We start from the raw sequence: 16,426 nt of genomic DNA, 5'->3' as shown, positions 1-16,426 counted from the left end.
ACAATGGCTACTAATAACGCGATTAATGCAAACGCATCATCTCCATTAAACGCAACCAATGGTGGATCTGGTGTATCAGCGCCAACGATTCACACATTACCTATTGCACAAGGTGCATCAGCGTATAACTTCTTAGGGCCACTTACTAATGGTCAATTACTCATTGGTAGCACGGGTGTCGACCCTGTTGCAGCAAGTATCACTGCTGGAACCGGTATTACCGTATCAAATGGCGCAGGAACTATCACAATTAGCGTAAGCGGTGCTGGTACTGGATGGACTGATGTGACAGGTGTAAGTCAAACACTTGCGGTAAACAATGGTTATATCGCTAATCGTGGTGCTGGCAATGTCGCATTCACTCTTCCTGCGACTGCAGTTGTCGGTGACACTATTTATATTGTTGGTAAACAAAATGGATGGACAGTCGCACAAGCTGCGAGTCAGCAAATTGTATTAGGCAATGCCGCCACGACTGTCGGTGTTGGTGGATCACTTGCAACAACCAATGCACGTGATTGCATTACGATGGTGTGTACAGCCACCAATCTTGAATGGACAATCATAGCAGCGGTTGGAAATATTACTATCGTATAAGGGATTAAATATGACTACGAATAACACGGTAAATGTAGGGTTATCCGGACAAACCGGATCAGGTAGTTTTGTTGGTTCTACTTCGCCAAGTCTGACTACACCAACATTAGGGGCTGCAACAGGCACCTCACTCACATTCAGCCCCACTACTGGTGGCATTGTTGGAACAACCACTAATGATAATGCTGGGGCTGGTAAAGTTGGCGAATATATTTCCTCTGTTATTGTTAGTGGAAGTGCAGTTTCGATGACCACATTAACCGATAAAACAATAACATCAATATCATTAACTGCAGGAGATTGGGATGTGTGGGGAGAGGTATATATTTCTGGTAATGGTGTAACGGAGGTATATCAAATTGTCGGAGCGATAAGCACAGTCGATAATACCATTCCGACAGTTCCTGCAGATGGAGCGTCATTTCAAAACATTTCGTCAACTGCTGGTAATAATTGGACGATTGGGGGATCTGGTGTCCCAAGTCTGTCTTTAAGCCCATGTAGAGTGAGTCTTAATGCAACAACAACAATTTATCTAGTAGCAAGCTATGCCTTTTTGGTATCAACATTAGATGGTTTTGGAAAAATATGTGCAAGACGTGTACGTTAATAATAAGCCCCTGAAACAAAAGGGGCTTTCTTTCAATGATGTTTATTACTATCCGATTGTTTGTGAGAATCTCAGCATAATCCCGTAATAATCATATTCAGATGCGGCAGCATTATCTACTGTCACTTCAATAATATATTTACTATCTGCTGTCACATCGAAAGCTGGGGTATTAACAGTAACGTTTGTGACATAAGGGTTAGCTTGTGTTGCTGTTGCCAATGCACCTGTCACAGGGACTGCTGTTACGCTGACAGCAACGTTATTTGCGTATGCAATTCTGTCTAAAGTAACGGAATGAGCGTCTAATGCGTTTGCTGCAATTGCATAAACGAGATCGAAACTATCAAGTCTGAACCCTTTATTAGCAGCTACGCGAATGATTGGTGTAATATCAACACCGATGATACTCGTTTCGTTACCTGGTGTATGGCGTGATACGTAATTGCCTTGCGCAATACGTGTAACAGTCCATGTACCTGTGCCGAATGTTAATACTTCAGAGATTCCAACGAATTCCTGCATCGCAAGAATATTGGCAGCGCCTGTGTCTAATAAGAAATTAGCAGTAGCAACTCCAGGATCTGGGATGCTAACAACACTTGCTTGACCCATTGCGCTATTGCTGATTGTGGTATTGAATGCGGCACCTGCATCAACTGCTGCGACAATAAGGGTGCCATTAGCTGCTGTTGCTGGAAATGAAATAAAAGTCCCTGCATCACCAGAAGAACCGGATGTGATATTACCATCAGCGACTGTTAAGCCACCGGAGTTAATCGTTTGGCCTGCAGCGCTTTCGCTTAAAATGAAGTTAGCGGTTGCTTGACCACCATCTGGAATGCTAACGACTGTTGCTTGGCCATGTGCTGCGTTACTGACTGTAACGTTTGTATTACCTGTATTTGCAACACCAGCTACGATCAATTTACCACGTGCTGCAGTTGCTGGATAAGACGCTAATGTGCCAGCGGTACCTGATAGACCAGCTTCGATATTACCACCGTTAATTGCGGTTGCTGCATCGTCATTTACAGTACCGTTAACGTCAGAGAAACATGCGATATGGTTTGCAAGAACTGCAGCGCTTGCCATAACGACTCTTGTTTTAGCTGCATCAGATGGCAAGAATCCATCATCTTTGATTTGACCAGTTGTACCGTTGAAGTTTGCAAAATCACCATCAACAACAGGTAATAACACATTCCCTGGGTTTTCCCATGCGTTTAATGTGATTTGATTATTTGCCGCGATGTCTGGTTGAAATATCGCGAAAGTTCCATCATTAGAAGCGGCATCGTATGAATAGATACAGTTAATAATATCCGTAGGATAAAGCGCAATCCCTTGTAAGACATTTCCTTGACGGTTTAAATATCCCGCTGCAGTAACAGTTGCGAGATTATCTGTAGTTAATAATTGAAGTGTGCGTGGATTAACACCAACTAAACCTGGTGTCAGTGTATTGAATTGTACGATAGCCATCTCGAATGTCCTTATTGAGAGTTTAAAAAATCCATTTAAACATATTATAGGGACATTCGAGAATCTACGCTACTTTATTTGGCGGCAGAGAGCACGACAAGGTAATATAACGAGAGAGTAATATGACTTGTCATTTTGTGCCTTCTGCCATTGCTCTTAGAATGGAATATCATCGAACACTGGAACGGGTTTCGCAACCGGTTTTACCACTGCTTCAATCGACTTAACATAATCTTTAACGTTGTTTTTGTCAGGAAAGTTACCTGACCCATCGTCTTTTGGATTACCTTTCTGAATGCCGATATTAGCATATCCGACTTTGTTAACCAATACCTGTGGATCAAAATTCCCTTGTGTATACAAATGAGGCATGTTGATCGATTCCAGAAAGTGTTTCAATTTAAACAACATTTTTGGCGTGTTAACAAGATAGTCAGTTACGTTTGCGATATCACCATTTTCTGCTTTAACAGAAAGACGTATTTTAAGCATAGCATTCTGACTAGTCTTTGATATTTCTCTCGTTACTTCTTTCACCTGAAACTTATAGGTGCCGATGGGTAACAATCCATTTTTCTCGTTCTCAATCCTTGCTAACTCATCATCTGACAACGGTGTGAATGAAAATGCGTGCATGTATTCTCTCCTAAGTAAATATTACATTAATGGTTCAAGATCACAGTAACCCGCCATAGCTACAAAAAATACTATGAAGGCAATTGGTGGAGACCAAAAAATCAAGATGATCGCTAATGCAAATAAGCATCTAACAATAAATTTTATGATAGAACCAATCATCTTATATCAAGCCTCATTCCTGTTTTGAGTGATGCACCTGGAATGACGACACCCATTTGCATTTCTTCTTTTATTTTAATTTTGTCTGGTAAAGTTTCTATTTTTACTCGTTTGTATTCTTCCGGTAATAAATCTTCATCGATAATATCAACCGATGGGGGACACTTTTTTAACTTGATATCAAAGTATGCGCAACTGATATGATTAATACCCCGTTTCTCCATACCTGATAACAGATAATCTTCGAGATATTCGATTCGTTTCTTGAATCGTTTCTCACGTTCAGCCATAGCCTTTTTAGCTTGCTCAATAGCTTCACGTTCAGCATCCATGTTCTTAATATAACAAGCGATAGCAATTGCCTTCTTTTCCATTACTAGCTCGTTTTGTTCAAGTTGAACCATTGCATTTTCGTTAATCATTCCATCATCATCGTATAATTGATTTAGGATTTGTTCGTATTCGCTGTTAATTTGATATAAATTCATTACAATAATCTCCCGCCATATGTGTGACCAATTTCGTTTGGTTGAATAATACTACCGTTGATTAGAGCTTCTTTTTTCATGTCTTTCGATCTGATTATCTGGTTTCTCATATCGGGAAACTCTGTATACAAGCTCTTGAAGACATTCTCTAATGAAACTAAATCGACACATTCATTTATTTCTTCGACAATGGATAATAAGTCTCTTTTTACTACTACTGGCTCATCGCTTCCTTCATTCAACCATTCTAAAAGCTTCTCACCCATTTCTCTGTTTGGCTGAATTAATGTGTTTTCATCAAACATTCGCGTATTGTCTTTTGATATCTGCGCGAAGTGATCTTGATTCATTGTCATGAATAACATGAATTCATATTCAATCTCAGGACGTTGAATTGGTGCCAATCCTATTTTCCTTGGCTGATTTTTTCCATATTCGTTCTTCTCAATGACGTATTCAGTCTTCGCTCTGAACGTTGCGATAATGTGCATTTTACTACTCATGATAGTATCGATTAACGCGTTCTGTTTAGGCGTAGCGGTTTTCCATCCACTGGTAAACTTATCCTTTGACTGATCTACTTCTTCCAAGATGCCGCCTTTACCATTCCACGCGTGAGACATACTATCGATGATTAAGACATCGTATCCTTCTCTCTCAAACGCTAGAATCGCATTGATATAGCTTTCAGGTGTAAAGGGTGCCTCAAGACGAATAACATCATAGTCAAACATGCCAGCGTATAGCTCACCTCTACCATGTTCTGAATCGATCAAGCCTATCTTTCCACCAATACCACGTGCGATCTCAAGTGCTGATCTTGTCTTGCCACTATTGGGTGCGCCTGATATGCCAAGACGCAACTTAATCTTCTTACGTTCTGCTTTTCTAATAATCATTATTTATGCCCTCATCCAAATTAATTCGCCATTATTACTATCTTGCATTGCCCGATAACCCATATCTCGCATCTCATCAGCTTCATACAGTGGTAAGCGCTGATCGATCAAATCCTGCATGTGTGATACGACGCTCTCTCTGAGAGCCGCGTCTTTACTCATGAGGAGATCAAGAAAGCTAGATAGTTCGTTGTCGGGTAATGTTTCTACATCAAGCGTATAGCCAGCCAGTGACTTATTTGCGTACTCATTGATTAAGTAGCAATCGATGTATTTATTGATATTCATAATGGATACCATCCGTTGTCATTTGAGCAATTGCAGTCGTCTTGACCTAGTTCACATTTGATACAATATACATCACTTGAGTATCCAAAAGAACTCCAAAATGCTGTCTCATTGGGTACAATCTTGGTTATAATTTGTCTACTGATCATAATTTCACTCTCTCTGTTATTTACATTACGAGAGAGACGATAACATATCATTGATCTGATAGTCAACTATTATAGATTAAAATAGTTAAACTATAATATCCTGTAAGATCATCAGGTACTATCTAATTGTTGACAGTAACAATCACTTTATATATAAGTAATTGGTCAAAAGGGGAGGCAATCATGGAAACTAAAAACAGGTTTAAGGAAATAAGAAAACAATTACGTTTCAGCCAAAAAGAGCTGGCTGAATTGCTTGGTATAACGAATTTCACTATATCTCGTTACGAAAGCGAGACACATCAGATGCAGCCTAGCTTCTCTGTCATGTTGCGCCTAGTAAATATAGCGAAGAAATATGGTGTTAAGATCAGGATCGAAGATATTCGATCTCATTAATACAAGTCAGTTAAGGATGATCACATGAGTGTAGCAGAGAAAATGGAGTTACCGATGAAAAGCACACAGGAAACGAGACTAGCGCTAGTTGAGCAATCGATATCACATATTAATCATAGTATAGATAGATTTGAGAAAGTAGCGCTACAGGGATTTGATAACACCGAGAGACGATTTAACACACTTACAAAACACATAGACGAGAAAGCCGATAAGATTGAAAAGAATCTGGACAAAGTTGATCATTATATAAGCAAGATTGATCAGCGAATGTGGACAAACTTCTATTGGCTACTTGCAACAATGTTCACTTTAGCCGGCGCTGGTGCCGGTATATTAGCAAAGGGGTTCAAATGGCTTACGTAAAAAAGAAAGACAGAAATGATATTAACGCTGCACCTGTTAAGACTTCAAAGACATCATCGTTACGAGACTTAATCGAAAAGGTTGAGTGGGTTACTATCGAAGCGAATCGTGGTGTCGGTGGTAAGCTACCGCCTGATCATATCGCGGTGGCATTTACTAAGAGCAAAAAAGATAATGAATTTGCTGACAGAATGACCGTCAGGATTGGGGCACATGTCTTAAATAAATTGAATTGGGATTATGGCGATAAAATCGTGCCCATGTATAACCCTGATAATATTTTTCAATTTCTATTGTGCAAATCTGGTCATCATACTGGTTATACGATCTCAAAAGAAACACAATCAGCAGTGGGGTCTATCAATATCCCCTGGCATAATCTATTAAAAAAACCTTTCAAGCCATCGGCTATGATCGATCATGTCATCGAAAAAGGATACTTGTCTTTTACTATTGATAATGAATGAGTAAAAAAAGACCCCTGTCGGACACAGGGGTTAAGTTCTAGAGGCTGTGTAATTAATTTAACGTTTTGTCTTTTTGATTACAACTTCCATCACAGTCTTTGTGATCTTCCCAATATCCCTTGAATTCTTTTAAGTCATTTATTAACTCATCGTACATATTTTTGATGTTCTTCATCACATGTACTCGCATTTCGGTATTGTCTTCAATCACAGCGACAATATAATTTTTGTAGTAGTGTTCAAAAACTTTACTGCGATAGTCGATTAAATTGATAATTCTTGGACTGTTTGCAAGGTTTGCGGCGATAATTTGATCGAGTGTTCTTAGGTTTGAGTATAATTCATCGTATTCTTTATCAACTGTACTTTTAATTTCTATTTTCATTTAATCTCTTCCTTGATAACATTGCGAACGGAATTAACACTTTAGCGGAATGTGTCTAAAGAATAAAGGGGCTCGGATTAGCGCCCCTTATTCCAACAATGGTGTCAATGAAGACTCATCATGAATCTTTACTGACTGTACTACAAGAACATTTTTTACAAGTTTAATACAAGAAATTACATTTAATAAAAGCAATACGTTTAATACAAGCAACATGGTATCACTAGGTATAATACACATGCGTTTATTACATCTATTAAATTTATTACAAGCATCACGGATTATAACTAGGATTATAAAAAGTGCAATGCTTAATACAAGGAATTTTTTATGAGCGTTGAGAAATTAAGTTTCAATACAGTAATGCAAGAAAACATTCCATTCACGATGGTGTGTACAAAGGTAATACAGTCTATAGCTTATAATCATTTTGCATTGACATTGTGGATATATCTATCAAGTCTTCCCCCCGATTGGAATGTAAACAAAGTCCATTTAAAGCGCGAATTGAGAATCGGAGACGACAAACTCAACGATGCTTTGAGCTTTTTAAACAAATCAAAACTCATTTCATATGTTAAGCATCGCACTCCAAACGGTCAGATTTCAAACATTTCAATTTTGGTTTTGAACGGTAGTAAATTCGTTAATATTCAAGAAGATAAAACCACTCGGGTGGAAATCCACCCCAGTGGAGATAGCGGACTACAAATAGAAACAAATAACAAAGAAAACAAAAAGCTAAAAAGCTCTTGTTCATCTGAAGCTGAACACGTTCGATTTGATGAGTTTTGGAAATTGTACCCACGCAAACAGAATAGGCATATGGCGTTAAAGATATGGAGGGCGCGAAAGTTAGACGACATCGCAGATGAGATCATCGAATCGGTCAAGAAGCGGCTAGCAGGCGAATGGAAGGCTCAAGAAAAGCGATTTATACCGCTACCGTCGTCATATCTGAATGCCAATCGTTGGGAAGATGAGATCGAAGCTGTAGCGAATGTTCCGGAGGTTGATGAAAATTTACCCAAGAAAGAAGACGTATTACCATTATTGATCAATCGTAGGTTTATACATCCATTATTGTTTATGTTGTACGAGCAAATCGGGTCATTTGAGTTGAGAAATGGCAAAGATTATGATTTAAGACGCAAGCTTGATCAAATTTATTCACATACTGTTAAAGAGTACATAAATAACCCAGAGTTGGCTAAACGACGACTCGCGTATTATCAGGAGACTGGCAAGCTGCCACAAAAAGACTTTGCATAATGGGCAAGGATGCCATTTAAACGCAATTGGAGGCTCTACAATCGATTGTCTCGGTAAAAACAACCGAGAGGCGGGGTAGGTCAGAAAAGGACTGTAAGCGATGGAATTTGCGCCGAATGGAAAACCGAAGTACCAGCGTATCGTATTGGGTGCGGATGTTTGCAAATTGCTCAAAGAGATATACTTCGCTGATATCAAGTGGCAAAAGTGTTATTGGGCTGTTGGTGAAAAGTACACGTTGCTCAAGAAACGCGCACGTATTGCTTTTGCTGATAAGACAGAGCCGCAGGTAATCGATGAAATACGGACATGGACGAAACAAGACATTGAGGATGCAATGTGATGGCGAGACGAGTTGACGCTAATCAGAAACATATTGTTGCGGTGCTACGAGACATGGGTGCTAGTGTAAGAATATTAAGCAATGTGGGGAAAGGTTGTCCGGATATTTTGGTGGGCTGGAAAGGTTTAAACCTACTTTTTGAACTGAAGGACGGTAGCAAACCACCATCAGCCCGTAGGTTAACACCTCAAGAACAATCGTTTTTTGACGAGTGGCATGGTCAAGTGGCTATAATTAATTCAATTGATGAGGTAGTCTTGTATCTTAGGAATCTGACAGAAAGGAATTAGCATGGCCAGTTTTGACGAAGCAGTGAATTATTTGCTCAGAAATGAAGGCGGCCTCAGTGAAAGCCCGTATGACCATGGGGGAACTACGCACTTTGGTATTTCGTTGCGATTCTTGCGGAACGTGTTACCGGAAAATCTCAGACGATACGGGATTTTCGGCGAAGTTACGGAACAAACTATTAGAGAGTTGACGGTTGACCAAGCAAAGCTCATCTACAAAGGCGAATTCTGGGAACATGCCGCATTCGACAAGATCAATAATCAAGATATCTGCAATTATATATTCGACATGTCGGTTAACATGGGTATTGCGCCAGCGATCAAGTGCGCACAACGGGCATGTTGGGCTGTCAAACGCAGACGAGAAATACTTGACGATGGCCTTTTGGGTGATAAGACTCTAAACGCAATCAAGATGTGCGACTTTATGTTGCTTCCAGCCATGCGTTCAGAACGCGCGGGCTACTATCGCATTATCGCAGCAAAGGATTATGACCAAGAACGATACATTGATGGATGGCTGAATCGTGCGTATGAATCTAACGGACATAGTAGGTAAAGCGGCACCCTTACTTGCGAGCGCGCTAGGAACACCGGTTGCGGGCTTAGGCGTGGGACTCATCGCGAATCTATTTGGCGCTGACCCAAAGGACACGCAAGACGTTGTAGCAAAGATTCTGAGCGACCCAGAGGCGGACGCTAAGTTAAAGAAACTGGAATACGATCACAAGGAGGCGCTAGAAAATGTTCAAGCTACCAATTACAAAACGGAGGTAGACGATCGCAAGAGTGCGCGAGAGCTTCAATCATCACTCGTGCAGAATCATACGTTGCAATCGTGGGTACCGACGATATTGGCCGTAGGATTTCTCATTAACTACGCGCTGATGCAATTTTATGTCGTAAGCCATCAATCAAGCGCTAATGATATTATTAGCGCAAGGTTTCAGGACGTATTGATAATGATTATAAGTTATTACTTTGGTTCGAGTCACAAGCATATTGAGAAATAGATTCCATTTCTTCCATCATCTTAAGTGTCCATGCTAAGCCTAAAACGTATCGATCGCTCACTGGTGCGCTACTCAATATTCGTTGCGCGGTTTCGTAACATATCTCACTTTGTCTATTTCCTGAGAGTGCGGTTGACGCGAGAGCTTCTAACAAATATAGGTCGGTCATTAATCTAGATTTAGCGTATCTATATGCTGAGTGTGTCGCGGGGTGAAATTCACCAATTACCAACGTGCCATTAGTTTCTGTCATGTTTCTCTCCTATCGCATATATTGCTATCTCTGCGCATAAATTACCGAGTGCATAGTAAACATGAGAAAGTTGTTTAGTTATTTGTTCTTCATGTGGTATTAAGTCGCAAACTTGATTAAGATCCGCCCTAATAGATTCTATTTTTTCTATCAAAACGGTTTCATTTCTTGCAAATACGGCATGCTGTAATTCTTTTTTATTCATCATTCGTACACTCTCGGTATTATTGGCTAATTTCACAGCATCTACTATTTCTTTTATATTTGTCATCACCCTGTTAGTCCCTGTCCTTTTATTGTGTGCGGATTGTACAGGGTGATAGTGGGATGGGCAATAAGTTTGTTAACACTGATTTGCTACACAAAAACAGATGAATGATAGCAAATATTCGTCGTCGAAAAGGAAAATAATCCCAAGTGTGATAAGAATGATAACCATTAATACCTCGCCAGTTGTACATGCTGATACGATAACTTCTCGGCGAGTTTAATCGCTTGCTGATTAGCCGTCTCGAATGTATCGTATCGACCCATGACTTTTGAGAGTCGAAGGGTACTTTTAGCGACTACTTCGAAACGATTGTTTAATGTCTTTCGTACATATGTACATTTTAATTTATTCATGGTTACCTCTCGTTAATTTTCACAGTCATAAATTACACATTCGCATGTAGCGCGTATTACTTCCCAGTTGATACCTATTGATGCGTCATGATTATCTCTTAGTCTACGCAATACCTCTTGTGCGATATCGGTATTTATATTCATGTCCTTACATTCTTCTATCACGTCGTCTATGTGCCATGTGATCGAGATTGAAGTTAAGACGGGCTTATTGCCTGATATTTTTCGGTATGTCATGGTGTGACCTCTCCTATCTTAAAGTCGTCGTGTGTTACTTTGCTATCTTCACTCATAAACCCATAAGCAATACTTTCTTCTATGTCTTTAATGTGCGTATCAATTTCTTCTTGTGCTGATTGTATCGTATCGAATGTCATTGGTTTATCTTCTACGATAGTCCAACAATTAACCCATCCTTGGCATAGAGTGTCAGTTAATACTTCGTATTTAGTCATGGTTTAACCTTCATAACCTTGCACTCAAAAATAGTATTGATAATGCAGTTAATTTGATTCATTAACTCACGTTTAGTAATGTGGCCACCGGTTGATATAACATGTATTCCACCCGTTTCGTTCATTGTTTGGTGCAACTCCCAGCCACCATAACAACCACTTACATGATAATAACCGATATTTATTTTGCCATCTGTCATGTATTCTTTTGGGTTATTGGTTATTTCGTTTAAATATTCCACACGTTTATTTATCATTTTTTCTGTGATTCTATTCATTGTTAAGCATCCTCATTTTCTTTGTCTGATATTATTTCATTGCACACGCGTTCTACTGCGTACCATGTAAGTAGATTCTTAAATTGGTCATGTGAGCCTACGTTTTTCTGACCATTGAATGAGGCTATTAATTCCATGATAGTCACACCTTGGTCGTCTGCGTCTTCGTTTAGCATGTCCCATATTTCATCTTTGTGGGTGTCGTAGAATGCGCACGTTTCGCTGTAGTATGTGAGCCCTGCGAATCCTGCAACCATTCCGTGTTGATTGATATTGACAACTTCGTCGTATTCATAATTTTCGAGTACCCATTGTTTTATCGTAGTCATTTATACACTCTCCACTATTTCTTTTAATACTCTTACTTTTAAACCAGAAATGGCACACATATTATTTATTTTAGCTAGTAATTCTTTGTGTTCTTTCTGAAGCAATTTAATTCTATTTTCTAAGTCTTTACTCACATGATAATAATTATTAATATTAATTTGCATAGTCACTATGTGATATTTAACCTCAAAGCCATAGTAACCGTATGATGTTTTAATGAAATGTTCAGCCCACGGCATTAATCTACGTGCTTCAGACTCACGATTAGTTGCGATTAATTCATATTTCATTTATACATTCCCCACGGTTGCGCTTAAGCCTAATGTCTTACTCATATGTTCAAGGTATGCTAGCTGGATATTGTATTCATTCTGCAAGTGTGCGATTTTATCTTTTATGTCCTCACACTTGTGGTGCTGGTTATTAATCATTTCTTGTTGTGTCATGGTCATGCTCTCTTGTTAGTTGATTCTTGATAGGCCATTGTGTGGGATGAATTCATATTTCTTAGAACCATCTAATGATTCGAGCGTGTATATGTCCGGCATGGAATCATATTCATCACGTACGCTTAATACTCTTAATGATAGAAAGCCTATTTTTACTGTATTTCCGATTGACCAATTTTGTTTCGTGTTTTTAATCATTTTCATTCTCTCTCGTTATTTATATGTCTTTTTTATGGTTTTTATTAATTCGCCATTTTTAGTTATTGTTATTTTAAATCCCTTGCGAGTGTATTCGTTGTCAAATTTATCTAATGCCATTTTTTGTGTGTGACCGTTAAATTCTATTGTTGCACCCTGTTTGTTTTGCGCTATCACTTTGTAGTATGTATATGACATTCGATTAATCTCTCGTTAATGTTTATGACAAGAGAATGATAGTATAGTTGATCTATTAAGTCAACTATTATTTATGTATTATTACATTATTGTGTCGGTAGTGTGTAATGTGTATATTTAATAACGGGTTACACAGGGATAATGGAATGACTAGTGAGATCGTTAAAGAGTATAGACGTTGTAATACGTGCCAAGGACGTAAGAAGTATGCACCACTTGGACATATTGAGCATAAGTGTGTCATGTGTGATGGCATAGGGTATGCGAGTGTTAAACGGGATGATATTACATTGTCTGCTAAGCCTAGTGTTGTCGAGGCTGAGACTGATAGCGAGAGTGTCACCAAAGAGGCCATCAGGCGAAAGACGTGGGAAGAGAAGGAACGGGAACGTGCTGAGCGTGCTATCGAGCGTGCGGCTAGGGCTGAAGAGGTCAATGCAGCGAGGGCTCAGAGGATGAAGGCATATCACGAGCAAAGGCGTATCGACAAGATGAAGGCCGAGGCTGAGGGCGAGATCGTTGTCGAACCTATGGTGGATAAAGCCCATGGCGAGTAGCATGATTACGATGATCGTTGTTGGCATGGCGAGCGTGTGGTGCGCGACCGTGTTGATACTATTCGTGGCCGCGATGGGCATGATATGGCGGGGGGATGGTAACAGGGACGAGGGGCGTGTGGGAGGAGGGGACGAATAGCCACGCGACAATGGTGCGTATATTATGCGCATGTGTGTGATAGGATGATGGTGCGACGACGAGGAGGTTCTTTCACTCGTTTTATCACAATTAGTGTCTATTACATGGGTAAAATATGGCCAAGTTAACTGAATTACAGTACAAATTCGCACACTTATATATAGCCAATGGGTTCAACGCTTATCAAGCTGCACTCGGTGCTGGGTACAGTGAGTCATTCGCAAAGATCAAGTCGCATGAGTTACCCGCTAATCCTCGCATACAGAAACGTATCACTGAGATAACAGCGGATGAGAAGTCTTGTCTTGGCTTGAGCTGGGAATACAAGGCTGGCAAGCTAAAGAAAGTCATTGATCGCTACATACCAGACGACGACAAGATAGACATGAAGACAGATAAAGTCAAGGTAGCACTTGCTGCGATTGCTGAGCTTAACAAGATGCAAGGTGATTACGCACCAGACAAGAAGCTAAGCGTTAACGTGGATATGACCAAGGAGAAGTTGATCGAAGCAAAGAGAGTGTATGAAGAGTATTAAATAAGTTAAATTAATTGATAATAAGTGTTGACGTAATAAGTCAACCATGTTATTCTACTCTCACATTAACGAGACGAGAGAGAAAGAAGATGAAGAAGTACAGTTTAAGATGGTGGTATGCGACCGGCAAGATGTTCGCTAAGCAAGACGCAGAGATAGGAATCAATACCAAGAATGCGAGAAGGGCTAGGAAGTTGCTACCTCATCTAGCCTTCCGATTAGGATACGCGATCGCCTCGTAAGAGGCACGTGTGCCCCTGTGGCTAGGGTTTTGCCGCTAGGGGTGGCAGGGCAGGGGGATAGCATCTGGAGAAACAGGGGGGCTTAATGGAGGGAATGAAGTGGGTACTTACACACACCCACATATAGTCTCCTTCGGTTCACGCCATTCCACATTGACTCGAATCTGGTCTCGTACCCTAGTAGATTCGTCGCACCCACATATCTCGTCCCCACGTTTGCGATAAATAACCCCATATGTCAACGGTGTAATATAAGGTTTCGGCGCTGGTCTATATGGTTTTATCACACACCCACATATGATCCTCGTATATTTCGTTATGTGAAACACTCCCATCCACATATCTCGTCCGTACAGTTACCCATCCACATATCATCCCTGTATATTCGTATCATCCCAGTATCCTCGCGTGGCTATCCAATATGATTGCATCCCTATGCACTCAATGATATTTTTCGGCACGAACGATTTCGGCAGAGTAGATTTGGTTCCTGGCGAAGTTTATTAATTTATTATCAACAAGTTACGATAGGAGTAAAATCCGACGGATTCTACTCCGGTGCTTGGGGTTAAGTAATTTCGCCCCATTCGCCCCATTCGCCCCACGTACACTTGTCCTATGGTTGTCCTATACGTGTCCTATGGTTGTCCTATGGTTGTCCTGTATATGTCCTATCCCACGCACACCCGCTAGTATTATCCCTAACAGGGTATAGTCGTATACTATCTCATCACTAGCACTTCAAACCTGTGCTAGTTCTTCGATAGTAGTGAAACTCCGTCCTATATAGTACGATACCCACTTCGCAATCAGATTAGAGGTAATGGTGAATGAGTACAATTGTCGCTAATATACTAAGACAAAAGTTAATTGAGTTTTTAGAAAAGATGCCTGATGAATTATTAATGAGTGCAGCAACTGATGTTATGACTCATGGCAGAATAACTGATGAAGTAAGAGTTAATGCAAATGAATGGCTAAACAAGGACAAAGATGTCTAAATTCATCCTATTCAGCAACACGATAATACCTGTTGATAGAATAATATATGTAGTTAATTATGACGATTTATTAAAAATTGACATGTATATTATGGGTATAAATGATCAGAATTTAATGTTAATCGAAAATTTCGATGACGTAGAAACAACTGTCGAACGGTTCGAAGATTTACTCGATATGATGAATAAATAATGCCCCAAGATAGAATCGAACTATCGTCTGATGATTACAAGTCACCTGTACTACCATTGTACTATTAGGGCATGTCATTTGGGTGAGGGGCTTTAATATAGCCCCCCAGTTCCGAAATCCCCCCATAATACGCTATTTAAGCGCCATACGTTGCTGTTTTATTGGCGAATAGGACACATTCTTCCAGTTTTGTGATAGCAATCGATTTACGACGAGAATTTGGTAATTCGTTTAACAGTTCTAAAATCTCATTCGCCTTGTCTCTTAAGGATACAATAAACGCAGCCTGTTCTTCATTGACGGTTCTTAATGCGCTGAATATCTCATCACATGGGTCTTTAATTTCTAGCATAATATTCTCCATTACCTATTGCTGATAGTAAGGGTACCTGTACCTGTAGCGCTGTCAGAGGACTCTCCTGTCACTTTCGTGCTAGCCGTGATTCTATGGCTTCCTGAGCGATCTTTCTGCACAGTCGCGTATGAGTGGTCGCTGGTGCTATACGTGCCACCTGGGGTTAATGTAACGTATTTGGAGTAGTTGAATCTAGCGTCTGCGCAATCTAGGCTATAGGAATACTGATAGCTTTGGGAGACATGCGTGCGATTCACGATAGTGATGTCGTGGTACCCATCCACTTGGTTATAGTTTCGTATCACCCCGTTTCTGTTGGGTGCTTGGGCTTTTGTCGACGCGCTCATGTTTTTTTTTAGACTATGATTCGCTGGTAAATGTTCCAATCCGCAATTAGCCCCTGGTGAGCAAGTAAAGGTTTCGCCTGTCACTGTATAGCCGTGTCCACTTTCTGCGTAGACAGAGTTGCTCATTAATATAGCAGCTAGAAGAATGTATTTTTTCATGTTATTTTCCTTATAATTATAACCACGCGGATATTATCACATTGGAGTACGTATGACACCCGAACAATTCATATTTTGGCTGAGTGGTTTTATGTCTGCTACACAATTGTCTACTACCCCAGTAGGATTATCGCCAGAACGAGTTGTGATAATAAATGATGCGCTAAAAATGGTTAAAATTGACTCGCAATCGTATGCTATGTATTTGGGTGACAACAGGTAGGGTTTTCACCTACGACCTCTCTGGTTAGCCGCTGGTAC

At 40.1% G+C, this 16,426-nt stretch carries 21 protein-coding genes and 1 tRNA gene; 9 read left to right on the top strand and 13 right to left on the bottom strand.

What is annotated here, in order from left to right; all coding sequences use genetic code 25:
- The first annotated feature begins 3 nt into the window (after positions 1–3).
- Both WC753_04750 and WC753_04745 read left to right on the top strand, forming a co-directional pair.
- Positions 4–597 carry a hypothetical protein gene (locus WC753_04750; protein MFA6080752.1) on the top strand — a complete coding sequence of 198 codons (594 nt, stop codon included), beginning with the start codon at positions 4–6 and terminating at the stop codon, positions 595–597.
- Between the two features lie 10 nt (positions 598–607).
- Positions 608–1,207 carry a hypothetical protein gene (locus tag WC753_04745; protein ID MFA6080751.1) on the top strand — a complete coding sequence of 200 codons (600 nt, stop codon included), beginning with the start codon at positions 608–610 and terminating at the stop codon, positions 1,205–1,207.
- A 48-nt stretch (positions 1,208–1,255) separates the two neighbouring features.
- Here the strand turns inward: WC753_04745 and WC753_04740 are convergent, their stop codons facing one another.
- The 6 genes from WC753_04740 to WC753_04715 all read right to left on the bottom strand — a co-directional run bounded on the left by WC753_04740 (position 1,256) and on the right by WC753_04715 (position 6,931).
- On the bottom strand, positions 1,256–2,692 hold the full coding sequence (locus tag WC753_04740) for a hypothetical protein (GenBank protein ID MFA6080750.1): 1,437 nt from the start codon (positions 2,690–2,692) through the stop codon (positions 1,256–1,258).
- Positions 2,693–2,848: 156 nt separating this feature from the next.
- Complete coding sequence (locus tag WC753_04735) at positions 2,849–3,328, bottom strand: hypothetical protein (protein MFA6080749.1); 480 nt, start codon at positions 3,326–3,328, stop codon at positions 2,849–2,851.
- Positions 3,329–3,471: 143 nt separating this feature from the next.
- Positions 3,472–3,978: a siphovirus Gp157 family protein gene (locus tag WC753_04730; protein MFA6080748.1), complete on the bottom strand. Its 507-nt coding sequence runs from the start codon at positions 3,976–3,978 to the stop codon at positions 3,472–3,474.
- Positions 3,978–4,877 carry an AAA family ATPase gene (locus WC753_04725; GenBank protein ID MFA6080747.1) on the bottom strand — a complete coding sequence of 300 codons (900 nt, stop codon included), beginning with the start codon at positions 4,875–4,877 and terminating at the stop codon, positions 3,978–3,980. Before WC753_04725 ends, WC753_04730 begins: the two co-directional genes overlap by 1 nt.
- 3 nt (positions 4,878–4,880) lie before the next feature.
- The gene (locus WC753_04720; GenBank protein MFA6080746.1) at positions 4,881–5,222 is read right to left on the bottom strand and encodes a hypothetical protein; all 342 of its coding nucleotides are present in this window, start codon (positions 5,220–5,222) and stop codon (positions 4,881–4,883) included.
- A 1,376-nt stretch (positions 5,223–6,598) separates the two neighbouring features.
- On the bottom strand, positions 6,599–6,931 hold the full coding sequence (locus WC753_04715; protein MFA6080745.1) for a hypothetical protein: 333 nt from the start codon (positions 6,929–6,931) through the stop codon (positions 6,599–6,601).
- 330 nt (positions 6,932–7,261) lie between these two features.
- Between WC753_04715 and WC753_04710 the strand changes: the two genes are divergently transcribed.
- From WC753_04710 to WC753_04695, 4 genes are all read left to right on the top strand, one after another.
- Positions 7,262–8,203, top strand: coding sequence for a hypothetical protein (locus WC753_04710; protein MFA6080744.1), 942 nt, complete (start codon positions 7,262–7,264; stop codon positions 8,201–8,203).
- Positions 8,204–8,303: 100 nt separating this feature from the next.
- The gene (locus WC753_04705) at positions 8,304–8,615 is read left to right on the top strand and encodes a hypothetical protein (protein MFA6080743.1); all 312 of its coding nucleotides are present in this window, start codon (positions 8,304–8,306) and stop codon (positions 8,613–8,615) included.
- A 222-nt stretch (positions 8,616–8,837) separates the two neighbouring features.
- Complete coding sequence (locus tag WC753_04700) at positions 8,838–9,395, top strand: glycosyl hydrolase 108 family protein (protein MFA6080742.1); 558 nt, start codon at positions 8,838–8,840, stop codon at positions 9,393–9,395.
- On the top strand, positions 9,370–9,849 hold the full coding sequence (locus WC753_04695; protein MFA6080741.1) for a hypothetical protein: 480 nt from the start codon (positions 9,370–9,372) through the stop codon (positions 9,847–9,849). The genes WC753_04700 and WC753_04695 overlap by 26 nt, the downstream gene beginning before the upstream one ends.
- A 239-nt stretch (positions 9,850–10,088) precedes the next feature.
- Here WC753_04695 and WC753_04690 read toward each other — a convergent pair whose 3' ends face one another.
- The 5 genes from WC753_04690 to WC753_04670 all read right to left on the bottom strand — a co-directional run bounded on the left by WC753_04690 (position 10,089) and on the right by WC753_04670 (position 12,079).
- Positions 10,089–10,373 (bottom strand): hypothetical protein, encoded by a 285-nt coding sequence (locus WC753_04690; GenBank protein MFA6080740.1) that lies wholly within the window; start codon positions 10,371–10,373, stop codon positions 10,089–10,091.
- A gap of 365 nt (positions 10,374–10,738) precedes the next feature.
- Complete coding sequence (locus WC753_04685; protein ID MFA6080739.1) at positions 10,739–10,870, bottom strand: hypothetical protein; 132 nt, start codon at positions 10,868–10,870, stop codon at positions 10,739–10,741.
- 53 nt (positions 10,871–10,923) lie between these two features.
- Positions 10,924–11,181, bottom strand: coding sequence for a hypothetical protein (locus WC753_04680; protein MFA6080738.1), 258 nt, complete (start codon positions 11,179–11,181; stop codon positions 10,924–10,926).
- A 280-nt stretch (positions 11,182–11,461) separates the two neighbouring features.
- Positions 11,462–11,788, bottom strand: a complete 327-nt coding sequence (locus WC753_04675) for a hypothetical protein (protein ID MFA6080737.1) — start codon at positions 11,786–11,788, stop codon at positions 11,462–11,464.
- Positions 11,789–12,079 carry a hypothetical protein gene (locus WC753_04670; GenBank protein MFA6080736.1) on the bottom strand — a complete coding sequence of 97 codons (291 nt, stop codon included), beginning with the start codon at positions 12,077–12,079 and terminating at the stop codon, positions 11,789–11,791.
- Positions 12,080–12,876: 797 nt separating this feature from the next.
- Between WC753_04670 and WC753_04665 the strand changes: the two genes are divergently transcribed.
- The 3 genes from WC753_04665 (at position 12,877) to WC753_04655 (ending at position 15,111) form a co-directional block, all read left to right on the top strand.
- Positions 12,877–13,191: a hypothetical protein gene (locus tag WC753_04665; protein MFA6080735.1), complete on the top strand. Its 315-nt coding sequence runs from the start codon at positions 12,877–12,879 to the stop codon at positions 13,189–13,191.
- Between the two features lie 254 nt (positions 13,192–13,445).
- Complete coding sequence (locus tag WC753_04660; GenBank protein MFA6080734.1) at positions 13,446–13,868, top strand: terminase small subunit; 423 nt, start codon at positions 13,446–13,448, stop codon at positions 13,866–13,868.
- Between the two features lie 1,072 nt (positions 13,869–14,940).
- Entirely contained in the window at positions 14,941–15,111 is a 171-nt protein-coding gene (locus WC753_04655; protein MFA6080733.1) for a hypothetical protein, read from the top strand.
- A 193-nt stretch (positions 15,112–15,304) separates the two neighbouring features.
- Here WC753_04655 and WC753_04650 read toward each other — a convergent pair.
- Positions 15,305–15,375 (bottom strand) — tRNA-Thr (locus WC753_04650).
- Between the two features lie 65 nt (positions 15,376–15,440).
- Complete coding sequence (locus WC753_04645) at positions 15,441–15,656, bottom strand: hypothetical protein (GenBank protein ID MFA6080732.1); 216 nt, start codon at positions 15,654–15,656, stop codon at positions 15,441–15,443.
- Positions 15,657–16,426 lie beyond the last annotated feature (770 nt).

Source organism: Candidatus Gracilibacteria bacterium (assembly GCA_041660965.1).
Lineage (GTDB): Bacteria > Patescibacteriota > Gracilibacteria > BD1-5 > JAGOOR01 > JAGOOR01.
The sequence above is the reverse complement of the archived record's forward strand: the minus strand, read 5'-3'. Positions and strand labels throughout refer to the sequence as shown.